The sequence below is a fragment of the Acinetobacter modestus genome (genome assembly GCF_014636095.1).
Taxonomy (GTDB): Bacteria; Pseudomonadota; Gammaproteobacteria; order Pseudomonadales; family Moraxellaceae; genus Acinetobacter; species Acinetobacter modestus.
This window is the reverse complement of record NZ_BMDV01000001.1, coordinates 816366-836708: the sequence shown is the minus strand read 5'-3', so window position 1 is coordinate 836708 and position 20343 is coordinate 816366. Positions and strand designations below refer to the sequence as shown.

Sequence of the window (20343 nt, the reverse complement as noted above, 5' to 3'; positions counted from 1 at the left end):
AGTAATGTGTCGATGAGTATAATTGCTTTATTATGGGCTTATGCCATTAAGTTTGTGTTTTACTATCCATTATTTATGTCTTATTTATGGATGGTAGGAGCAATTATTTTCTACTGGAAAGAGCGCCAAGATCCTCCATATCAGCAGCCAGAAAATTTGCCTGAATATCCTAAAGTTGCTGTACTCGTTCCTTGTTTTAACGAGGGTGATAATGCAGAAGAAACCATTAGTCATGCTTTGCAATTAGATTATCCAAACTTTGAAGTGATTGCGATTAATGATGGTAGTTCTGATAACACGGGCGAAGTGCTGGATCGTCTCGCGGCGCAGCATGAAAAATTACGTGTTGTGCATCTTGCTCAAAACCAAGGTAAAGCGATGGGACTGCAAGCGGGCAGTTTAATGACTGATGCTGAGTTCTTGATTGGTATTGATGGTGATGCGTTACTAGATCCTCATGCTGCTAAATGGATGATGCGTCATTTCCTAGAAGACTCAACAGTTGCAGCAGTCACGGGTAATCCACGTATTCGTACACGTTCAACTCTATTAGGACGTATTCAGGTTGGTGAGTTCTCTTCAATTGTTGGCATGATTAAACGCGCACAACGTACTTTTGGTCGTTTATTTACAGTATCAGGTGTAATTACTGCATTTCGTAAAAGTGCGGTACATCAAGTTGATTATTGGTCTCCAAATATGTTGACGGAAGATATTGATATCACTTGGAAATTACAACGCGCAGGTTGGGATGTTCGTTTTGAGCCAAATGCTTTGGTTTGGATTTTGATGCCTGAGACTTTCAATGGTTTGTGGAAACAACGTTTACGTTGGGCGATGGGTGGGGCACAAGTTCTGATAAAGAATATTGATGTGTTCTTTAAACCAAAACTTAATTTTCTCTGGCCATTAATGCTAGAGCTTTGCTTAACATTAGTATGGTCATATCTGATGCTGATTATGGCTGTCATGTGGTTGTTACATTTTGTATTTACAATCCCAGCCCTTGCTATCGTTAGTTCACCTTTTTTACCATATGGTAGTGGAATTTTATTAGGTGCGACCTGTTTAATTCAGTTTGCTTTAAGCAAATGGATGGATAGTCGTTATGAGCCAAGCCTAGGGAAAAATTATTATTGGATGATTTGGTACCCATTTGTGTTTTGGTTAATTACGATTACTGCTACAATCGTCGCCTTTCCAAAGGTACTGTTGCGTGGTGATGAAAAACGCGCCCGTTGGATTAGCCCAGATCGTGGAATTCGCTGAGTCGCAAGATTCATTTTGCTGAGACTAGAAATGAAAGCAAATAGTTTGATTATCGATGTACGTCGCCAACTCCCATGGCATAAGCGTTATTTTTCTACGACCACAACAGCAATGATGTGGGCGGGTTGGCTGCTATTATGGCGACCATTTATCTTAGTTTGGGTGTTGGTTGAACTACAAAAGACACATATTGCACAACGCTTAATGGCTGCATTCAGTCAGGGTCTTGAGCATGGCGTTACCGCCTTATTTATGTGTGCAATTGCATTATTACTATGGGGTCTCTTACCTTCAAAGAGAGTTCATGACAAGCATGCAATTGAAAAAGCATTACCTGATTATGCACGTTATTTTGAGTTGCCTGAACAAGAAATTCAAGCTGGTCGCCAACAAAAAGTAACCACGCTGCATCATGATGAAAATGGTAAGATTATTAGAGTTGAATAAAATTTATTCGATTGAGAAGTATAAATGCCTTAATTTTAATTAAGGCATTTTTTTATGCTTGTCTTAAAATTTAGACATAAAAAAACCAGCTTACGCTGGATTTTTATTTGCACCATATTTCATTAGTTGAAAAATGGTGCCCGAGGCCAGACTCGAACTGGCACGCTTTGTGGGCGGGGGATTTTAAATCCCCTGTGTCTACCGATTTCACCACTCGGGCATGTGCGCAATAATAGAGGAGACTTTAAAACTTGGCAAGAGTAAAAAGTATTAATTGCTTTCTTTTCAATCAATTCATGTGTTTGTCAGATAAAAATTAAGCATTGTCATATAATTTTCATGATTATTTCATCAAACTGAGATCAAACCTTCATTTATGCAACTTAGTTTTAATTATTTAAAGTAATAAAATTAAGGTAGCTATCCAAATGACAGCAAAAATTTCACGACGGGAACTCATTCAAAAAAGTTTATTCGGTTTTGGGGCATTGTCTTTATCTGTGGGATTTACAGGATGTAATGACAGTTCAGATCAAGAAACAGCGACATTACAAGTTAATTTTGAACATGGCGTTGCCAGCGGTGATCCACTACAGGATCGTGTGATTTTATGGACACGCTTAACACCAAGTGATAGCAGTGCACGGTTGCAAGTCACTTGGGAAATTGCGTTAGATCAGCAATTTAAGCAAATCATTAAAACCGATAAAGTCACTACTGCTGCTGCGCAAGACTTTACTGTAAAGGTAGATGCAATTGGATTAAAACCAAATCAAAGTTATTTTTATCGTTTTAGCTTTGGCGATAAGATTTCGCCTATTGGGCAAACCAAGACTTTGCCAACCAGTACATCTAAAGTCAGTTTTGCGGTGTGTTCATGTTCGAATTATCCAGCAGGATATTTCTATGTGTACCGTGAAATGGCTAAGCAAGATGTCGATGTAGTCATTCATTTGGGCGACTATATTTATGAATACGGTGCGGATGGTTATGCAGCGGAAGATGCAGCTAAATTGGGACGTACACTTGCTGCGGATAATGATAAAGAAATTATTAAGTTGGATGATTATCGCAAGCGTTATGCACTCTATCGTAAAGATAAGGATCTACAGTCCTTGCATCATCGTCATCCATTTATTGTTATTTGGGATGATCATGAATTAGCAAATGATGCATGGCGAGAAGGTGCTGAAAATCATACTGAAGAAACAGCAAATGCAAAGAATGAAGGTAAATTCTCTGAAAGAAAGTTAGCGGCATTGCAAGCTTATTTTGAATGGATGCCGATTCGTCCTGTGGACAACCAACATATTAAGATTTATCGACAGTTTAATTTTGGTGGTTTAGTTAATTTGATGATGTTGGACACTCGTATTATTGCGCGTGATGAACAGTTGGAATATGGGAAATTTATAAATCCAATGACAGGAAAATTAGACGCAGTTGCGTTTCAAGCCGCTCTGTTTAATTCTACTCGAACAATCATGGGGGAAACTCAGAGAGAATGGTTGTTAGGCAATAAAGAGAAAAATATTGTCGGTGTAATACAAAGCTCAAATGCAACTTGGGATGTTTTGGGGCAACAAATTCTCATGACTAAAATGTTTGTGCCAGCAGAGTTGTTACAGGCTTTAGCTGAAATTACAGCTGGTAATCCAAGTCTAGATACTTTAAATAAAATGAATGCCCAAATTACTGAATTAGTAAAATTGAAACTGCGTTTAATACAAGGTGATCCGACGTTAACAGCACAAGATAAAGCGCGTGTATTGACGGTTGCACCTTATAACTTAGATGCATGGGATGGTTATTTTGCTGAACGAGAGATTGTGTATGGAACTTTGGCACAATTAAAGAAAAAGGTGGTTGTTCTAGCAGGAGATACTCATAATGCATGGTCATCCAATTTATACAGTAAGGATGGGGTGTTTGTTGGTGTTGAATTGGCAACAAGTTCGGTTTCTTCACCTGGGTTGGAAAAATATCTAAATATTCCGCTAGACCAATTACAGCAGTTTGAGTTTGCATTCACAACGTTAATTGATGAGTTGAATTACTGCAATTTAAATCAAAGAGGATATTTAATTGTCCAATTTGATGAAACTCAAGTCCAATCACAGTGGATTTATGTAGATTCGATCAAAAAGCCTGAATATGTGATTGATAAATCACGAGGCTATCAATTGAGTTTGGATAACAATTTATTGCCAGTGAAAACAGGGCAGCAAGTGGCTTAAATTTTTAAAAGTTTTGGAAAGCCAAGTCTATGACCTTGGCTTTTTTATGCTTGTATTAAATTTTAGACATAAAAAAACCAGCTTACGCTGTATTTTTATTTGCACCATATTTCATTAGTTGAAAAATGGTGCCCGAGGCCAGACTCGAACTGGCACGCTTTGTGGGCGGGGGATTTTAAATCCCCTGTGTCTACCGATTTCACCACTCGGGCTTTACCAATGGAGGCGGAGGTCGGAATCGAACCGGCGTACACGGAGTTGCAGTCCGCTGCATGACCACTCTGCCACCCCGCCATCTCTTGGTGATGCACATATTAGCAACCTTTAGAAAAAAAACAATAGTGTTTATAGTGAATATGCGCATAAAAACAACATCTAAAAGAATATTGCTCAAATTATCATGTATTATTTGCATAATTGATTCATACCCACTTTGGAGATGCGCTGTGGCATTGGTTTTAGACGGTCGTGCATTAGCAAAACAAATCGAAGCTGATTTGTTGGTACGTGTAGAAGCTTTAAAAGCAAAAACGGGGCGTACCCCAATTTTGGCAACAATTTTAGTTGGTGATGATGGTGCATCAGCAACGTATGTGCGCATGAAAGGCAATGCATGTCGTCGTGTCGGTATGGATTCACTTAAAGTCGAACTTCCAAAAGAAACGACCACAGAACAATTATTGGCTGAGATTGAAAAATTAAATGCTAATCCAGATGTACACGGTATTTTGTTGCAGCATCCAGTGCCTGAACAAATTGATGAAAGAGCATGTTTTGATGCCATTTCATTAGCTAAAGATGTGGATGGTGTGACTTGCTTAGGTTTTGGTCGTATGGCAATGGGTGAAGCTGCTTATGGTTCTGCGACACCTGCGGGTATTATGACAATCTTGCAAGAAAACAAGATCGAGATCGCGGGTAAACATGCAGTTGTGGTCGGTCGCTCAGCGATTTTAGGCAAACCAATGGCAATGATGTTATTACAGGCGAATGCGACAGTGACCATTTGCCACTCACGTACTCAAAATTTAGCTGAATTGGTAAAACAAGCAGATATTATTGTAGGTGCGGTGGGTAAAGCTGAGTTGATTCAAAAAGACTGGATCAAGCAAGGTGCAGTTGTCGTAGATGCAGGTTTCCACCCGCGTGATGGCGGTGGTGTCGGTGATATTCAATTAGTTGGAATTGAAGAGATTGCTTCTGCTTATACACCAGTTCCAGGTGGTGTAGGGCCAATGACGATTACGACTTTGATTCGTCAAACTGTTGAAGCTGCTGAAAAAGCATTAGTTTAAAGATTAATAGCCCCTCGATAAGAGGGGTTTTTTAGAATTAAAGATATATGAGTTGTACATTTCAATTTGCGAAAGCACCTGAACATTTACTTCAAGCATTACATGAAGTCATCCCTAATACGGATCTACTAGCACAGCAGCTTCCTGAAACACCTATATCGTTATGGTTGATCCCACCAGTTTTTCCAACTGATCGTTTGGATGATGAGGTGATTCGTCGTATTTGGAATGAGACGCCGTATTGGATTTTCTGTTGGGCATCTGGTTTAGCGATGGCACAGTGGTTACTCGCTGAGCCACATCATGTTAAAGATAAAGTGGTCTTAGATTTTGGTGCAGGTTCGGGTGTAGTTGCAATTGCTGCAAAAATGGCAGGTGCGAAGCGTGTGATCTGTTGTGATATTGATCCAGTAAGTCTTGCGTCATGTCGTGAAAATGCTTTGTTGAATGATGTTGAACTTGAATATTTGGATGATTTATATAAATCCGAGCAAGTGGATGTATTGCTTGCTGCGGACGTGCTGTATGACCAATGCAATCGTTTCTTTTTGGATGAATTTCTTAAGTTCGCACCTGAAGTTTGGGTTGCCGATAGCCGAGTTAAAAACTTTAGTCACCCTCAATATATGAAAATTGATGAACGCAGTGCAACGACTTGGCCTGACTTGGATGAATCCAAAGAGTTTAGAAATGTGAGTTTTTACCGCACAAAATAAATAATGTTTAATCTAAAAATAATCAGTGTTGAGACTATCAAATCTCAACACTATTTCTTTCTTACTCATGTTAAAACATTCAGTTGAAATAGAAATAATCTTCAAAAGGAAAGAAAATGAATATTCAACAGGTTGATGATAATAAACATGGGATATTTAAGCTGTTCAATGGTGAAACAGTAGCTGCTGAAATGGCTTACACATGGGCTGGGGATACTATGTTAATTATTGATCACACTGATGTGAACGATCAATTTCGAGGGCAAGGATTAGGTCGAAAACTTTTAAATGAGTTAGTTACTTTCGCAAGAGGTCGCAACATTAAAGTCATTCCTTTATGCCCATTTGCAAAGTCGGTTTTCGATAAAGATCTATCGATTCATGATGTCTTGAAAATATAAAATATATAGGATGTATAAACCTAAATAAAAACTTATACATCCATGTTTATTATTTATTCAGAACAAGTATAGCGAATGACTTTAAGTGTGGTCGGACGTGCCTCAAGTGCTTGTCGTGTTGCATATCCTTCACTGTTATTGAAATCAGGTGAATTAGAAAGTCCAAAAGTTGCACGACTATTTCCAAGTTTTACGCCGTATTGTTCTTGTTGTGTAGGATTCATAATTTCATTAACACTGAGTATTGAAATTTTATAAGTTTTTCCTATGCCTAAAACTTGGTTGCATGCATGTTGTAATTTCTTTTGATCTAAATCTTGATTGGTACGTGCTGCAAGGGTGTAAGCAATCGTGGCTGAAGTTGTTGTTTTATTTTCTATTTGATAGCCCGTCACGCCGTTAAATTTGTGTGGTGTACTTTGACATGCAGTGATCACAAGTGCACTTGTAACGATAATGAATAAATTGGTTTTTTTCATATCTATGATCCTATTATTTCTATAATTAGTATGGCATAAAATAAGGTTGTTATTGTGAGTAATCTTTAAAATTGGCGCTATTCATCGTATTGAGGTTCAAAGTTAAAGAAAGAATTTTCGTTTTCGAACAATTTTGCATATAATCTGCCAAGTTTTTTTATTTAATACAGAAGTCGTTGCTTTATTGCAGTATTTTTGCCCGTTTTAACGGGCATTTAATTTATTGGTCTGTTATATAAGGCAAGTCTGGATAGGTGTGTCATGATCTCTACAGATAGTCAAAAAAAATATGTGGTTGCGTTTGACCAAGGTACAACGAGTTCACGTGCAATCGTGTTGGATCACGATGCAAATGTTATTAGTATTGCTCAGCGCGAGTTCACGCAAATCTACCCACAACCAGGTTGGGTTGAGCATGATCCTATGGAAATATGGGCAACTCAAAGTGCAGTTTGGGTTGAGGCGCTAGCACAAGCGGGTATTTCAAGTGACCAAATTGCTGGAATCGGGATTACTAACCAACGTGAAACCACGATCATTTGGGACAAGAAAACTGGTAAGCCGATTTATAATGCTATTGTTTGGCAAAGCCGTCAAAGTAATGAAATCTGTAATCAATTACATCAAGATGGTTGGGATGATTATGTTCGAAAAGTAACGGGCTTAGTCATTGATCCATATTTTTCAGCAACAAAAATAAAATGGATTTTGGATCGTGTTGAGGGCAGCCGTGAGCGTGCAGAGCGCGGTGAGCTTTTGTTTGGTACAGTTGATACGTGGTTGATTTGGAAATTAACCAATGGTCAAGTTCACGTGACAGATTATACCAATGCTTCACGTACTATGCTGTTTAATATAGAAACCTTAGAATGGGATGATAAGTTACTTCAAGCTTTAAACATTCCAAAAGTAATGTTACCAACTGTGCGTAGCTCATCTGAGGTTTATGGATACACACACACTATTAGTGGTCAAGAAGTTGGAATTCCAATCGCTGGTATTGCTGGTGATCAACAAGCGGCATTATTTGGGCAAATGTGTGTAGAGGTTGGACAGGCTAAAAATACCTACGGTACAGGTTGTTTCCTGCTGATGAATACAGGAAAGAGAATTGTTCAGTCTGAGCATGGTTTGTTGACTACGATTGCATGTGGTGCAAAAGGTGAAGTGAACTACGCATTGGAAGGTGCTGTGTTCAATGGTGGTTCATGTGTGCAATGGTTGCGCGACGAGCTTAAAGCAATCAATGATTCTTATGATTCAGAGTATTACGCAACCAAAGTAAAAGACAGTAATGGCGTGTATGTTGTTCCTGCCTTTACAGGTTTAGGTGCGCCATATTGGGATCCAACTGCTCGTGGTGCAATTCTTGGAATCACACGTGGCGTGAGTATTGAACATATTATTCGTGCGACCTTGGAGTCCATTGCTTATCAAACACGCGATGTATTAGATGCAATGCAACAAGATTCTGGCGAAAAGTTGCGGACACTGCGCGTAGATGGTGGTGTAACAGCGAATAACTTCTTGATGCAATTCCAAGCGGATATTCTTTCGACTTCAGTTGAACGTCCAGCAATGAAAGAAACCACGGGAATGGGAGCTGCCTTTTTGGCTGGTTTAGCTGTCGGTTTTTGGTCGGATTTAAATGAATTGAAGAGTAGAATGTCGATCGAACGAACCTTTACACCAGAGTGCAGTCAGGATCAAACTGAAAAACTGTACAAAGGTTGGCTAAAAGCTGTCGGACGTACTCGAGATTGGGCAGAAGATTAAGCTAAAATAGTCGGATATAATATGCCGTAAATAACACAGGATTGATGAGCATGAGCTTGATACTACGCCAACAGAAAACCCTCGAATTAGTACGAGAGCGTGGTTATATTAGTATTGAAGAACTTGCTCAACATTTCGATGTTACACCTCAAACGATTCGTCGTGATATTAATCAATTAGCGGATGAAGGGCTTTTGCGCCGTTATCATGGCGGCGCGGCGCATGATTCAAGTGTTGAAAATACAGAATATACAATGCGTGTTGGGCATATGCTTGAGCAAAAAAGAACAATTGCTGAAGCTGTTGCAGCTGCCGTTCCAGATCACGCTTCTTTATTTATTAATATTGGTACCACAACCGAAGCAATTGCTCATGCACTACTGAACCACACGGGCTTAAAAGTTATTACTAATAACCTGAATGTTGCAAAAATCCTGAGCACAAAAGAAGATTTTGAAATTTTGATTGCCAGTGGGCGTGTTCGTCCAGATGGTGGTGTCATTGGTCAAGCAACCGCTGATTTTTTCAAACAGTTTAAAGCAGATTATGCGCTTATAGGAATTAGTGGAATTGAAGAAGATGGCACATTGCTTGATTTTGACTTTCAGGAAGTGTGTGTCTCTCAAGAAATTCTTTCAAGTGCACGCCAAGTTTTTTTAGCTGCGGATAGCAGTAAATTTGGGCGTAATGCGATGATTCGACTAGGCTCACTTAAGCAAGTGGATTGCATTTTTACTGATCAACAGCCAAATGAGCAATTTATAAAAACCATCCGAGACTTAGATGTTGGTTTGATTGTTGCAAAATAAATCTTCATTTTCGAAAAATTGTTACGTTTCTTGAGTTAATCAATTTAACTCAAGATATATTCAATAAAAATTATATTTTTCTTATAAATAAATGCGATTACTGTGTTTCTGAACTTTTAGTCTCTCCACTGAATTTTACCATTTATCTAAAAATGTCGATAGATTGGCATTTTTTGATCTATTTTTCATTGTTTATTTTCGATTTATATGTTTAAATTTTCATTATCGAAAAATAATGAAAATTTGCGGTGATTTATGCAAACTTCTCCTCAGACAAATGAAAAAATCTATGACCTTGCGGTCATTGGTGGTGGTATCAATGGTGTTGGGATTGCGGCTGATGCTTCAGGACGTGGTTTGTCGGTATTCTTATGTGAAAAAGATGATTTAGCGAGTCATACTTCTTCTGCAAGCAGTAAGCTTATTCATGGTGGTTTACGTTATTTAGAACACAAAGAATTCCGTTTAGTGCGTGAAGCATTAGCTGAGCGTGAAGTGCTATTGGCTAAAGCTCCACATATTATTCGCCCAATGCGTTTTATTATGCCGCATCGCCCACATCTTCGCCCTGCATGGTTGATTCGCACGGGTTTGTTCTTCTATGACCATTTAGGTAAGCGTGAGAAATTATTGGGTTCAAATAATGTCTATTTTAAAGAAGATAGCCCTTTAAATTCTGCGATAACACGTGGTTTTGAATATTCTGATTGTGCTGTTGATGATGCTCGTTTGGTCGTACTCAATGCGATGCATGCCCGTGAAAAGGGTGCTGATATCGTAACTCGTACTCGTTGTTTGTCTGCACGAAGAGATGGGCAGTATTGGATTGTTGATTTAGAAAATGAACATGGTCAATTCCAAATTAAAGCAAAGGCATTGGTCAATGCTGCTGGACCTTGGGTCGCACAATTCATCAAACAAGATTTAGAGTTAAAATCACCTTACGGTATTCGCTTGATTCAAGGTAGTCATATCATTGTGCCGAAACTGTATGAAAGTGACAAAGCATTTATTATGCAAAATGATGACCGCCGTATTGTCTTCGCAATTCCGTATTTAGATCAATACACCATGATTGGAACTACAGATCGTGAATATCAAGGTGATCCTGCGCAAGTACAAATTACTCAAGCAGAAACAGATTATTTGCTTGAAGTGAGCAATGCACATTTCAAAAAACAGCTTACTCAAGTGGATGTTATTTGGACATTTGCTGGGGTACGTCCACTCTGTGATGATGAATCGGATAATCCCTCTGCAATTACGCGTGACTATACTTTAGCTTTATCTCAAGAGAACGATGAACAAGCACCATTGCTTTCAGTATTTGGTGGAAAGTTAACAACTTATCGAAAATTAGCTGAGTCGGCTATGCAGCAGTTAAAAGTATTCTTCCCTGAAATGAAGGGGAGTTGGACTGCAACAGAAGCTTTACCTGGTGGCGAAAATATGGATTCTGTTGAACAGTTGATGCGAGAAATTCGTGCACAAGTCACTGATGCATCAGAAGCTTTAGTTAAGCGTTGGGCATCAGCTTATGGTTCACGTATTTGGAATATCTTAGGTGAAGCAACTTCGGTTGAGCAGTTAGGTCAGCATTTTGGTCAAGGTTTGTATGCGAAAGAAGTGGATTATTTATGTACTGCTGAATGGGTAACCACCAGTCAGGACGTATTGTGGAGACGTTCTAAACTAGGACTTAGCTTCACGCAAAAAGAAACCGAAACTTTGGATGCTTATCTGATTGTAAAAACTCATAGCAACGAAGCGGCATAAAATCGTATAGTAGTATCCAAGTCCTGTCTTTAAAAAAGCCCTTTATCTAAATAACCTGAGTTCGACCAGCTCAGGTTATTTGGTAATGGAGGTGCTTTTGAGGCTGTGAAAGTTGTTATTTATTTGATCAACTGATCCATTCATAATGAATGGAATAGTCTTGTGAGACTTGGTAGATTTCACTTATAGGTGTATTGATATATAACACAAATTCTACTCGAGCCATTCATAATCCTTTTTAACGTCTAGTTAAGATGCTTTTAACTTATAAAAAATTTAAAAATTAACTATTTTCATTTCATACTATTCATCAGGCTTATTAACGATATTATTCATATTTGTATAAGCTTCTTCTGAAGATGTTGTTATCATTGAAATATCTATATAAATTCTAGAAATGTCTGTATCAAAAAACCACAACTCCCATTGATCCATTTCCGTATTGACATACCTATGTAAGAGTTTAATCATTTGAGTGAACTCTTTTTCTGTTAATCTCTTTTTATTTTCCATAAGAACCTAACTTTAACGTTAAGGGGTAGCACCCCCACAACAAACTACAACCTTAGATTGACCTAAGATCCATTCAAAAATAAACTAAAACCGCGTGGGGTGCTATCCCTCTTGAGCGTTGAGTTGAAAGTATTTTCAAAGCATATTTTTATTTAAGTATTATTTTTTGGTATTCGCGTTTTAATTTCTTTCTGACACCATTAGAAAATATTAGTGCTAAAGGGAACCCTAGAGCTCTTAGTGGATTCATAAAATGAGTCCAATATGGTTTTGCATACCAACTTTTCATCCTATTTTTTAAATAATCATTGTCATATTCCCAATCTGGCATTAAAAACCATAGCATACATGGGAATAAAAGAAATGATTCAAATGCAAACGAAGCACATACATCTTTAATAATTATTGAATTAACATCTTCCCATGTCTGATGATTCGCTATTATTTTTTCAGCATACTTAGCGAACTCTTGTTCTTCAAGTCCAATCTCTGTCCATGAATATGATATTACAATCCAAATATCGAAATTATTACTCATTATAATTGTGCCAATTTATTTCTAACTAATGCTTATAGGGTAATGCCCCACAGTAAAACAATATCTGAGATGTAGCCAAGAACCATAAAATGCTCTGTAAGTGGCTAGGGTATTAATCTACTTGAAGCACAAGTTGTATTTACGGATAGAGCCGAGACTTGGCCAGCATTGCATTTTTTGAAGCTAGCTCAAAGATAGCGTGACTACTTGGGATTTGAGCATAGACTTCTACAGCTTCCACGAATTTCTGAAGATCATACAACGCATTACCGAGATTAAAGAGTATGGCGGGCCTTTCCTTTTCAGGGCAGTAATCTAGTGCGTTGCGGAAGCTGGCTTCAGCCTTAAGATGTTTATGCATTTCCGAGTAACAGTTGCCAAGAGCCATTAGGGCTTGCCAGTCCTCTGTCCAGTGCTCAAGAGCAAGGTGAAAGCATTTACTGGCTTCATTAAATCGGCCAGCCTTGAAGAGCTTATCGCCCTCGTTGTAATACTGATGATTGATATCTTCAGTCTCCATAGCGAACCTAACTGCTCTTATGCGGTAGAAGTGACACATAAGATTCCAAATTCTGCTGCATAAGACACCTGATTGATTAAAATGGAATTAAAATAATTGATTTATTTGAACTTAAAACTATCAATAAATAATAAAAATAACAAGGATAATAAAATATCAGTTCATTAGCCTAAATTACTTGATTTAGTTAGGCAGCGTATCCGTTATAAGCATATTAGTTATTAAGGTTGGGTAGGTCTGTTATTTAAGATATCTCTAGTCATGATGAAAACAAAATCTTCGATTTTCGACGTGTCACCACTTTGATGGTTTGTGGTGTTTCTTTGGTTGGGGTAGAACTATTGCTTTCTCAACTACCTAAAAATGTGTTGTGCATCGTTACGGAATCCGCCAAATAAAAAGGCCGCCGAAGCGGCCTTTTCAAATCTCCCTTAATCCCTCTTTAATCAAGAGGGAAACTAGAGTGATTAAGCAGATTTAACAGCTGCTAATAATTCATTTTGACGATCTTTAAGTGCTTGCGGTAAGCGGTCACCAAGTTTAGTGAATAACTCAGTATGGCTTTCAAGCTCTTTGATCCATTGATCTTTATCTTGAGCTGTAACAGTATTGAATTGCTCTTTAGAGAAATCAATACCAGTCCAGTTCAACTGTTCGTAAGTTGGAACATAACCGATTGGAGTCTCAGTCGCTTCAGCACGACCTTCACAACGATCAATAATCCACTCAAGAACACGCATGTTTTGACCGAAACCAGGCCATACGAAATTGCCTTCAGCATCACGACGGAACCAGTTTACATTGAAGATTTTTGGTAATTTGTTACCGGCAGCTTCTGCTTTAGCGCCAACTTCTTGACCGAGTTGTAACCAGTGACCAAAGTAGTCAGCCATGTTATAACCAGCGAAAGGAAGCATTGCAAATGGATCACGGCGAACAATACCTTGTTGACCAACTGCAGCAGCTGTTGTTTCTGAACCCATTGTTGCAGCTTTATAAACGCCATCAACCCAGTCAAAAGCTTCAGATACTAAAGGTACTGTATCTGCACGACGACCACCGAAGATGAATGCAGAGATTGGTACACCTGCTGGATTTTCCCAGTCAGCATCGATAGAAGGGCATTGACCAGCTGAAACCGTAAAGCGAGCATTTGGATGAGCCGCTTTTTCACCTTCAACGTGAGGCTGACCTTTCCAGTTGGTTAAGTTTGCTGGAACTTCTTTAGAAAGACCTTCCCACCAAATTTCACCGTTATCTGTTACAGCAACGTTCGTATAAATAACATCTTTAGTTAACGTAGCCATACAGTTCGGGTTGGTTTTGGTATTTGTACCAGGTGCAACACCGAAGAAACCCGCTTCTGGATTGATTGCATATAAACGACCATCTTCACCTGGTTTGATCCAAGCAATATCGTCACCTACAGTTTCAATCTTCCAACCTTCATAACCTGCTGGTGGAATCAACATAGCAAAGTTTGTTTTACCACACGCAGAAGGGAATGCCGCAGCGATGTAGTGTTTCTCACCTTGTGGATTAGTTACGCCTAAAATAAGCATGTGCTCAGCTAACCAACCTTGCTCACGACCCATTGCAGAAGCAATACGTAAAGCTAGGCATTTTTTACCAAGTAAAGCATTACCACCATAACCAGAACCGTAAGACCAGATTTCACGAGTTTCTGGGTAATGAACAATGTATTTTTCATTGTTACATGGCCAAGCGACATCTTTTTGACCATCTTTCAATGGAGCAGCAACTGTATGAACACATGGGATAAACTCACCATCTGTACCTAATACGTCATAAACTGCTTTACCCATACGCGCCATTTTTGTCATGCTGACAGCAACGTAAGGTGAATCTGTTAATTCGATACCGATGTGTGCAATATGGCTTCCTAAAGGACCCATAGAGAAAGGAACTACGTACATGGTACGACCTTCCATTGCGCCATCAAATAAGCCGTTTAATTTCGCACGCATTTCAGCAGGCGCAACCCAGTTGTTTGTTGCACCAGCATCTTCTTGATTTTCAGAGCAGATATATGTGCGATCTTCAACACGAGCAACATCAGAAGGGTCAGAATTTGCAAGATAAGAACCAGGATGTTTTTCTTGGTTAAGTTGTTGCATGGTGCCGTTAGCGATCATCAAGTCGATCAGACGTTGATATTCTTCCGCGCTTCCGTCACACCATTCGATTTTTGCTGGTTTGGTTAATTTTGCAATTTCTTCCACCCATGCAATAAGCTTAGGGTGACGAACGAATTCTGGTGCGTTCACTTGGGTCATGGTGATGCCTTTTTAAAGTGTGTACGACGTACAATTCTATTCATTGGATGACAATGAAAATAGATGAAGTAAAAAAAGTGGCTGTATTAAAGCATAAAATCGTAAAAAAAATAAGACTACCGTGCTTGATAGAGTATTAATCTAAGAGTGTATATTTATGGGTAACATATTGTTTTTGCGTAAATTGAGTATTTTTTAGTCCTATATGTAATTTTTTTATGTGTATTATTTTTATTTTAAATTACTATTAAAAACAACTAGATAAGTTTGTTTATTTTTTTGAGAATTATTATTGATAAATTGAATAATGCTCATCCAAAATTTACATAAACAAACTTTTAATTGTTGATTTTATAAACAAAAATACTGGTGATTTATCTTTAAGGCTGTTAGGTATGACTCAGAATTTACGGCCCTTGTCCATAATTTACAATCAAAAGTCTGGCTTTCATGCAGCACAGCAAGAAGACCAGTATGAAGCTCTTATGGCTTTTTGGAGTCAAAAAGGATTTGAAATTCAGGTTTTTGAATTAAATCCGCACATTAATTTTGATGAAATGATGAATAATGTTTTATCTCGGCATCAACAAGAACATGCGCGTGGCGTAGTTGTTGCTGCAGGTGGTGATGGTACATTAAATGCTGTAGCAAAAAAGTTAATGCATACCAATATTCCAGTGGGAATAATGCCTTTAGGTACGTTTAATTATGTTGCACGTGCTTTAGATATTCCGATTGATGTGGCTCTAGCAGCAGAAGTAATCGCAGTGGGTCAACCACGCGAAGTTCATGTTGCAACAATTAATGATCAAATTTATTTGAACAATGCCAGTTTAGGTTTGTATCCTTTATTTATTAAGAAGCGTGAACTATATAACCAGTATTTAGGGCGCTTTCCTCTACATGCCTATACTTCGGCGTTAGATGTGTTATTGCGCGAACATAAATCATTAAAACTCGCACTCACTGTGGATGGGAAAAAATATCCTTTAGCTACTCCGTTAATATTCTTTGGTAATAATCAGTTGCAATTAGAGGATATGAAATTAAGAGTTGCTGAGTGTGCTGCAAAAGGCAAGTTAGCTGGAATTGTTGTTGCTAAAAGTGACCGAATCAGTTTATTAAAAATGTTATGGAAACTTGTTCAAGGGGAAATCGATCAAGCATCGGACGTCTATTCTTTTTGTGCCGAACAAATACAGGTTGACTGTAAAAAGGCCAAACTTACTGTCGCAGTCGATGGGGAATTAGTGGATATGCAACCACCTTTAACGTTCTCAGTAAAAAAATCAGCCTTGAAAGTGATGGTTCCAAATGTTGTTACACCTATCTGATCTACATTTTGGTACTGAGCGTGAAGAATGTATTCAAGCGATACAACTGTTTTGCCAACAAAAACGCCCAGAGGCAATTATAATCAGTGGTGATTTAACCCAGCGTGCACGTTTCAAGCAATTTTATGATTGCCGTCAGTTTTTAGATTCTTTACATATCCCATATCTTGTTGTCCCTGGTAATCATGATATTCCGCTTTATCATGTCTGGAATCGCTTCTTCTCTCCATTTGTACGTTACCAAGCATTTTTTGGCCGTTTAGAGTCCACTTTAGAAACGGAGCATTTTTATATTGTTGGTATGAATAGTATTCGTCGGAGATATCATACCCGAGGGCATATTTCCCTTGAGCAAATTCATGAAACGGACACCAAGCTAAAAAATGCACCCACAAATAAAATAAAATTGGTTACTTTCCATCAGCCTTTTTATACCTTCCCAAATGAACATGGAGATAGAGATTGTCCTGTTCTCGCTAAAATTGCATTAGAACGTTGGGGTGAGACAGGGTTGTTTGGTTTGTTACATGGACATCTACACAAAGTTGCTGTTCATGATTTAAATCAAATTTTTCAATTAGGATTTAACCATCCTATTTTAGATATTCATGCTGGAACAGCAACTTCAGATCGTTTGCGTTTTGGATTCTCAAATAGTTTTAACGTGATTTTAGATGACGGAACAATTGAACATTATTGGTTTGATGAAAAACAGAAAATCTTTCTTCGATCATGAAATGGTGCTTAATTCGGCAAGATCATGTGATTGTGTTTAAAAAAACATCTTTAAATAGATTTTTTTTTAATTTCCCCCTTGAAGCCATTTTTTTTAACCCCACAAAAGTGGCATATCAAAATTTTATATGTGTTGCCATGAACTGGCGACACACATTAATCAATAAGACTAAGTCTGATGGAGTTAACTATGAGCAACATTCGTCCATTACATGATCGTGTTGTGATTCGTCGCGTAGAAGAAGAAACTAAAACGGCTGGTGGTATTTTACTTCCGGGTTCTGCTGCTGAGAAACCTTCTCAAGGTGAAGTAATCGCAGTCGGTAATGGTCAGATTACTGACAATGGCGTTCGTGCTTTAGACGTTAAAGTTGGTGACAAAGTATTGTTCGGTACTTATGCAGGTACAACAGTAAAAGTAAGTGGTGAAGAACTCTTGATCATGAAAGAGTCGGACATCTTAGCTGTGCTTGAAGGCTAACTCGACACATAACTCAAATTTATTTTCAGATTCAGTATTTAAAAAGATTCGGAGTTTAACATGTCAGCTAAAGACGTAAAATTTGGTGATTCAGCTCGCTCAAAAATGATTGCAGGCGTTAACGTACTTGCAGATGCAGTAAAAGTAACTTTAGGTCCTAAAGGCCGTAACGTTGTGATCGACCGTTCTTTCGGTGCGCCACACATCACTAAAGATGGTGTAACAGTTGCGAAAGAAATTTCTTTAAAAGACAAGTTTGAAAACATGGGTGCTCAACTTGTTCGTGAAGTGTCTTCTAAAACAAATGACATCGCGGGTGACGGTACAACAACTGCAACTGTACTTGCTCAAGCCATCTTAAATGAAGGGATCAAATCTGTAACTGCAGGTATGAACCCAATGGATTTAAAACGCGGTATCGACATCGCAGTGAAAACTGTTGTTGAAAATATCCGTACCAATGCAAAACCTGCTGATGATTTCAAAGCAATTGAACAAGTAGGTTCAATCTCTGCGAACTCTGATACGACTGTTGGTAAACTTATCGCTCAAGCGATGGAAAAAGTAGGTAAAGAAGGTGTTATCACTGTAGAAGAAGGTTCTGGCTTCGAAGACGCATTAGACGTTGTAGAAGGTATGCAGTTCGACCGTGGTTATATCTCTCCATACTTCGCTAACAAGCAAGATACTTTAACTGCTGAACTTGAAAATCCGTTCATTCTTCTTGTTGATAAAAAAATCAGCAATATTCGTGAATTGATCACAGTATTAGAAGCTGTTGCTAAAACAGGTAAACCACTTCTTATCATCGCTGAAGATGTTGAAGGCGAAGCGCTTGCTACACTTGTTGTGAACAACATGCGCGGTATTATCAAAGTATGTGCGGTTAAAGCACCTGGTTTTGGTGACCGTCGTAAAGCAATGCTTCAAGACATTGCGATCTTGACTGGCGCGACTGTTATTTCTGAAGAAGTCGGCATGTCTTTAGAGCAAGCTTCTCTTCAAGATTTAGGTACTGCACACAAAATCACGGTATCTAAAGAAAACACTGTGATTGTTGATGGTGCGGGCAATGCTGCACAAATCGCTGAACGTGTTCAACAGATCCGTGCGCAAATCGAAGAATCTACTTCTGAATACGACAAAGAAAAACTTCAAGAACGCGTTGCTAAATTAGCTGGCGGTGTTGCAGTCATCAAAATTGGTGCAGCAACTGAAGTTGAAATGAAAGAGAAGAAAGATCGTGTTGACGATGCACTTCACGCAACTCGCGCAGCAGTTGAAGAAGGTGTTGTAGCAGGTGGTGGTGTTGCACTGGTACGTGCTGTAAACGTATTGGATGGCTTAAAAGGCGCGAACGAAGATCAAACTGCAGGTATCAACATTTTACGTCGTGCGATTGAAGCGCCACTTCGTCAAATCGTTTCGAATGCAGGTGATGAGCCATCAGTTGTAATCAATGCAGTTAAAGCGGGTGAAGGTAATTTCGGCTATAACGCTGCAACTGGTGAATATGGCGATATGTTGGAAATGGGTATTCTAGATCCTGCTAAAGTAACGCGTTCTGCACTTGAGCATGCAGCTTCTGTTGCTGGTTTAATGTTGACAACTGAATGCATGATTACTGATATTCCAGAAGATAAACCAGCTGGTCCAGATATGGGCGGTATGGGTGGTATGGGCGGAATGATGTAATTACATCTTCTTCCTAGATTAAAAAAATCCCTGCTAATGCAGGGATTTTTATTTCTTAATAATAAAATGACATTTTTTGACATACCTCATTTGGGGTATAGAAATTTTTACAAAAAAGTATAATAATCTACACATTATTTTATTTACGAGAAATTTTAACTATTTTGAAATAAAAGTAATACTTATACTTGTATTCAAGTGGAGGATGATGTTTTTATTAAATATAAATAGTGTAATTTGTAAATATACTTAAAAATTAAACTCTTAATAAGTAGAGTGGTAAAATTATTAAACGAGGAGGAGTATCTTGTTAAAAACTAAATTAAAAAATGAAAATATAGGTTACGCACTTTATCCAGTAAAAGAAGTGCAAAACCTTTATTCTTGTAAAATTAGATATGAATCTTTACTAAAAGAATTGGAGCAATTGCAAAAGGAAAATTGGCATTTAAAACAATTACTCTTAAGAACGAGTAAATAAATTTTTATTCGTTCTGTGATAAAAATTCATTTACGATTTCATAAATTATTTGTTTTTGCTTTGGACTTAATAATCCAATTTTTTTAGGTAGATCATCTAAGTAAAACTGAATTTTTTTATGGTCATTTTTTGTGCAGTTTTTTGAGGTAGGACTTACTTCTCCGAAACGTAACCATTGTGTGGAAATGTCTAGCCACGCAGCCAAAATTTGTAATTTATCTTGGTTAGGTATTGCCGTACCTGATAACCAGTTACTCGCAGTTTGCACACTAATAGAATGACCGTTATAGCGTATGTTGAACTCTCGAGCCAACCAAGTTGGGCTGTTAACAGGCCAGTTCTGCTCTAAAAGCTGTTGTTTCAGTCGTTGACTAAAAGCCTTTTTTTCGTTGATTTCCTGCATCTTAAGAGCGTTTCTCACCATAGTATATTGATAAATGATCATATCATTTTATGAATCAAATTTTGATTTATAAAATTAACCTAATGATAAATTTTATATGGATATTTTGTTCTAATCGTAATTTTTTATTACTTTGATTTA

20 protein-coding genes and 3 tRNA genes are annotated in these 20343 nt (G+C 38.1%); 14 read left to right on the top strand and 9 right to left on the bottom strand.

Annotated features, from left to right (window positions below; all coding sequences use genetic code 11):
• The first annotated feature begins 12 nt into the window (after nucleotides 1-12).
• The gene (gene pgaC / locus IEV17_RS03830; RefSeq protein WP_004663382.1) at nucleotides 13-1269 is read left to right on the top strand and encodes a poly-beta-1,6-N-acetyl-D-glucosamine synthase; all 1257 of its coding nucleotides are present in this window, start codon (nucleotides 13-15) and stop codon (nucleotides 1267-1269) included.
• A 30-nt stretch (nucleotides 1270-1299) separates the two neighbouring features.
• Nucleotides 1300-1716 (top strand): poly-beta-1,6-N-acetyl-D-glucosamine biosynthesis protein PgaD, encoded by a 417-nt coding sequence (gene pgaD / locus IEV17_RS03825; protein ID WP_004663380.1) that lies wholly within the window; start codon nucleotides 1300-1302, stop codon nucleotides 1714-1716.
• Between the two features lie 134 nt (nucleotides 1717-1850).
• Here the strand turns inward: pgaD and IEV17_RS03820 are convergent.
• A tRNA-Leu gene (locus tag IEV17_RS03820) sits at nucleotides 1851-1936 on the bottom strand.
• 208 nt (nucleotides 1937-2144) lie between these two features.
• Between IEV17_RS03820 and IEV17_RS03815 the strand changes: the two genes are divergently transcribed.
• A complete protein-coding gene (locus IEV17_RS03815; RefSeq protein WP_004663378.1) occupies nucleotides 2145-3953 on the top strand; it encodes an alkaline phosphatase D family protein in 1809 nt (602 codons plus the stop codon).
• 126 nt (nucleotides 3954-4079) lie between these two features.
• On the opposite strand, the gene IEV17_RS03810 is transcribed toward IEV17_RS03815, so the two are convergent.
• Together IEV17_RS03810 and IEV17_RS03805 are read right to left on the bottom strand one after the other, a co-directional pair.
• A tRNA-Leu gene (locus IEV17_RS03810) sits at nucleotides 4080-4165 on the bottom strand.
• Between the two features lie 8 nt (nucleotides 4166-4173).
• Nucleotides 4174-4247: transfer RNA gene (locus IEV17_RS03805), tRNA-Cys, on the bottom strand.
• A gap of 152 nt (nucleotides 4248-4399) precedes the next feature.
• Between IEV17_RS03805 and folD the strand changes: the two genes are divergently transcribed.
• The 3 genes from folD to IEV17_RS03790 all read left to right on the top strand — a co-directional run bounded on the left by folD (nucleotide 4400) and on the right by IEV17_RS03790 (nucleotide 6365).
• Nucleotides 4400-5248, top strand: a complete 849-nt coding sequence (folD, locus tag IEV17_RS03800; protein WP_004663376.1) for a bifunctional methylenetetrahydrofolate dehydrogenase/methenyltetrahydrofolate cyclohydrolase FolD — start codon at nucleotides 4400-4402, stop codon at nucleotides 5246-5248.
• Between the two features lie 47 nt (nucleotides 5249-5295).
• Nucleotides 5296-5964 carry a class I SAM-dependent methyltransferase gene (locus IEV17_RS03795; RefSeq protein ID WP_004663375.1) on the top strand — a complete coding sequence of 223 codons (669 nt, stop codon included), beginning with the start codon at nucleotides 5296-5298 and terminating at the stop codon, nucleotides 5962-5964.
• Nucleotides 5965-6080: 116 nt separating this feature from the next.
• On the top strand, nucleotides 6081-6365 hold the full coding sequence (locus tag IEV17_RS03790; protein ID WP_004663373.1) for a GNAT family N-acetyltransferase: 285 nt from the start codon (nucleotides 6081-6083) through the stop codon (nucleotides 6363-6365).
• 53 nt (nucleotides 6366-6418) lie between these two features.
• Here the strand turns inward: IEV17_RS03790 and IEV17_RS03785 are convergent, their stop codons facing one another.
• Complete coding sequence (locus IEV17_RS03785; protein ID WP_004663371.1) at nucleotides 6419-6844, bottom strand: hypothetical protein; 426 nt, start codon at nucleotides 6842-6844, stop codon at nucleotides 6419-6421.
• Nucleotides 6845-7105: 261 nt separating this feature from the next.
• Between IEV17_RS03785 and glpK the strand changes: the two genes are divergently transcribed.
• The 3 genes from glpK (at nucleotide 7106) to glpD (ending at nucleotide 11205) form a co-directional block, all read left to right on the top strand.
• Nucleotides 7106-8620, top strand: a complete 1515-nt coding sequence (gene glpK, locus IEV17_RS03780; protein ID WP_004663369.1) for a glycerol kinase GlpK — start codon at nucleotides 7106-7108, stop codon at nucleotides 8618-8620.
• 50 nt (nucleotides 8621-8670) lie between these two features.
• Nucleotides 8671-9429, top strand: coding sequence for a DeoR/GlpR family DNA-binding transcription regulator (locus IEV17_RS03775; protein ID WP_004663367.1), 759 nt, complete (start codon nucleotides 8671-8673; stop codon nucleotides 9427-9429).
• 255 nt (nucleotides 9430-9684) lie between these two features.
• Entirely contained in the window at nucleotides 9685-11205 is a 1521-nt protein-coding gene (glpD, locus tag IEV17_RS03770; protein WP_004663366.1) for a glycerol-3-phosphate dehydrogenase, read from the top strand.
• Nucleotides 11206-11508: 303 nt separating this feature from the next.
• On the opposite strand, the gene IEV17_RS03765 is transcribed toward glpD, so the two are convergent.
• The 4 genes from IEV17_RS03765 to IEV17_RS03750 all read right to left on the bottom strand — a co-directional run bounded on the left by IEV17_RS03765 (nucleotide 11509) and on the right by IEV17_RS03750 (nucleotide 15073).
• Nucleotides 11509-11718: a hypothetical protein gene (locus IEV17_RS03765; protein WP_004663363.1), complete on the bottom strand. Its 210-nt coding sequence runs from the start codon at nucleotides 11716-11718 to the stop codon at nucleotides 11509-11511.
• A gap of 148 nt (nucleotides 11719-11866) precedes the next feature.
• The gene (locus tag IEV17_RS03760; protein ID WP_004663361.1) at nucleotides 11867-12256 is read right to left on the bottom strand and encodes a hypothetical protein; all 390 of its coding nucleotides are present in this window, start codon (nucleotides 12254-12256) and stop codon (nucleotides 11867-11869) included.
• A 139-nt stretch (nucleotides 12257-12395) separates the two neighbouring features.
• The gene (locus IEV17_RS03755; RefSeq protein WP_046739784.1) at nucleotides 12396-12776 is read right to left on the bottom strand and encodes a tetratricopeptide repeat protein; all 381 of its coding nucleotides are present in this window, start codon (nucleotides 12774-12776) and stop codon (nucleotides 12396-12398) included.
• A 467-nt stretch (nucleotides 12777-13243) separates the two neighbouring features.
• Entirely contained in the window at nucleotides 13244-15073 is a 1830-nt protein-coding gene (locus tag IEV17_RS03750; protein WP_004663356.1) for a phosphoenolpyruvate carboxykinase (GTP), read from the bottom strand.
• 395 nt (nucleotides 15074-15468) lie between these two features.
• Between IEV17_RS03750 and IEV17_RS03745 the strand changes: the two genes are divergently transcribed.
• The 5 genes from IEV17_RS03745 (at nucleotide 15469) to IEV17_RS03725 (ending at nucleotide 19799) form a co-directional block, all read left to right on the top strand.
• Nucleotides 15469-16407 carry a diacylglycerol/lipid kinase family protein gene (locus tag IEV17_RS03745; RefSeq protein ID WP_004663354.1) on the top strand — a complete coding sequence of 313 codons (939 nt, stop codon included), beginning with the start codon at nucleotides 15469-15471 and terminating at the stop codon, nucleotides 16405-16407.
• Nucleotides 16388-17143, top strand: a complete 756-nt coding sequence (locus tag IEV17_RS03740; protein ID WP_004663353.1) for a metallophosphoesterase family protein — start codon at nucleotides 16388-16390, stop codon at nucleotides 17141-17143. The genes IEV17_RS03745 and IEV17_RS03740 overlap by 20 nt, the downstream gene beginning before the upstream one ends.
• 189 nt (nucleotides 17144-17332) lie before the next feature.
• On the top strand, nucleotides 17333-17623 hold the full coding sequence (locus tag IEV17_RS03735) for a co-chaperone GroES (RefSeq protein ID WP_004652030.1): 291 nt from the start codon (nucleotides 17333-17335) through the stop codon (nucleotides 17621-17623).
• Nucleotides 17624-17683: 60 nt separating this feature from the next.
• On the top strand, nucleotides 17684-19318 hold the full coding sequence (gene groL / locus IEV17_RS03730) for a chaperonin GroEL (protein ID WP_004663351.1): 1635 nt from the start codon (nucleotides 17684-17686) through the stop codon (nucleotides 19316-19318).
• Nucleotides 19319-19625: 307 nt separating this feature from the next.
• Nucleotides 19626-19799 carry a hypothetical protein gene (locus tag IEV17_RS03725; RefSeq protein WP_155757122.1) on the top strand — a complete coding sequence of 58 codons (174 nt, stop codon included), beginning with the start codon at nucleotides 19626-19628 and terminating at the stop codon, nucleotides 19797-19799.
• A gap of 4 nt (nucleotides 19800-19803) precedes the next feature.
• Here the strand turns inward: IEV17_RS03725 and IEV17_RS03720 are convergent, their stop codons facing one another.
• Nucleotides 19804-20202, bottom strand: coding sequence for a transcriptional regulator (locus tag IEV17_RS03720; RefSeq protein ID WP_034601833.1), 399 nt, complete (start codon nucleotides 20200-20202; stop codon nucleotides 19804-19806).
• Nucleotides 20203-20343 lie beyond the last annotated feature (141 nt).

Coding starts and splice junctions, on each gene's coding strand:
- IEV17_RS03775 (WP_004663367.1), top strand. CDS start 8,671: ATGAGCTTGATACTACGCCAACAGAAAACCCTCGAATTAGTACGAGAG.
- glpK (WP_004663369.1), top strand. CDS start 7,106: ATGATCTCTACAGATAGTCAAAAAAAATATGTGGTTGCGTTTGACCAA.
- pgaC (WP_004663382.1), top strand. CDS start 13: ATGAGTATAATTGCTTTATTATGGGCTTATGCCATTAAGTTTGTGTTT.
- pgaD (WP_004663380.1), top strand. CDS start 1,300: ATGAAAGCAAATAGTTTGATTATCGATGTACGTCGCCAACTCCCATGG.
- IEV17_RS03755 (WP_046739784.1), bottom strand. CDS start 12,776: ATGGAGACTGAAGATATCAATCATCAGTATTACAACGAGGGCGATAAG.
- IEV17_RS03740 (WP_004663353.1), top strand. CDS start 16,388: ATGTTGTTACACCTATCTGATCTACATTTTGGTACTGAGCGTGAAGAA.
- IEV17_RS03735 (WP_004652030.1), top strand. CDS start 17,333: ATGAGCAACATTCGTCCATTACATGATCGTGTTGTGATTCGTCGCGTA.
- IEV17_RS03720 (WP_034601833.1), bottom strand. CDS start 20,202: ATGCAGGAAATCAACGAAAAAAAGGCTTTTAGTCAACGACTGAAACAA.
- IEV17_RS03745 (WP_004663354.1), top strand. CDS start 15,469: ATGACTCAGAATTTACGGCCCTTGTCCATAATTTACAATCAAAAGTCT.
- IEV17_RS03815 (WP_004663378.1), top strand. CDS start 2,145: ATGACAGCAAAAATTTCACGACGGGAACTCATTCAAAAAAGTTTATTC.
- IEV17_RS03795 (WP_004663375.1), top strand. CDS start 5,296: ATGAGTTGTACATTTCAATTTGCGAAAGCACCTGAACATTTACTTCAA.
- groL (WP_004663351.1), top strand. CDS start 17,684: ATGTCAGCTAAAGACGTAAAATTTGGTGATTCAGCTCGCTCAAAAATG.
- glpD (WP_004663366.1), top strand. CDS start 9,685: ATGCAAACTTCTCCTCAGACAAATGAAAAAATCTATGACCTTGCGGTC.
- IEV17_RS03790 (WP_004663373.1), top strand. CDS start 6,081: ATGAATATTCAACAGGTTGATGATAATAAACATGGGATATTTAAGCTG.
- IEV17_RS03750 (WP_004663356.1), bottom strand. CDS start 15,073: ATGACCCAAGTGAACGCACCAGAATTCGTTCGTCACCCTAAGCTTATT.
- IEV17_RS03785 (WP_004663371.1), bottom strand. CDS start 6,844: ATGAAAAAAACCAATTTATTCATTATCGTTACAAGTGCACTTGTGATC.
- IEV17_RS03765 (WP_004663363.1), bottom strand. CDS start 11,718: ATGGAAAATAAAAAGAGATTAACAGAAAAAGAGTTCACTCAAATGATT.
- IEV17_RS03760 (WP_004663361.1), bottom strand. CDS start 12,256: ATGAGTAATAATTTCGATATTTGGATTGTAATATCATATTCATGGACA.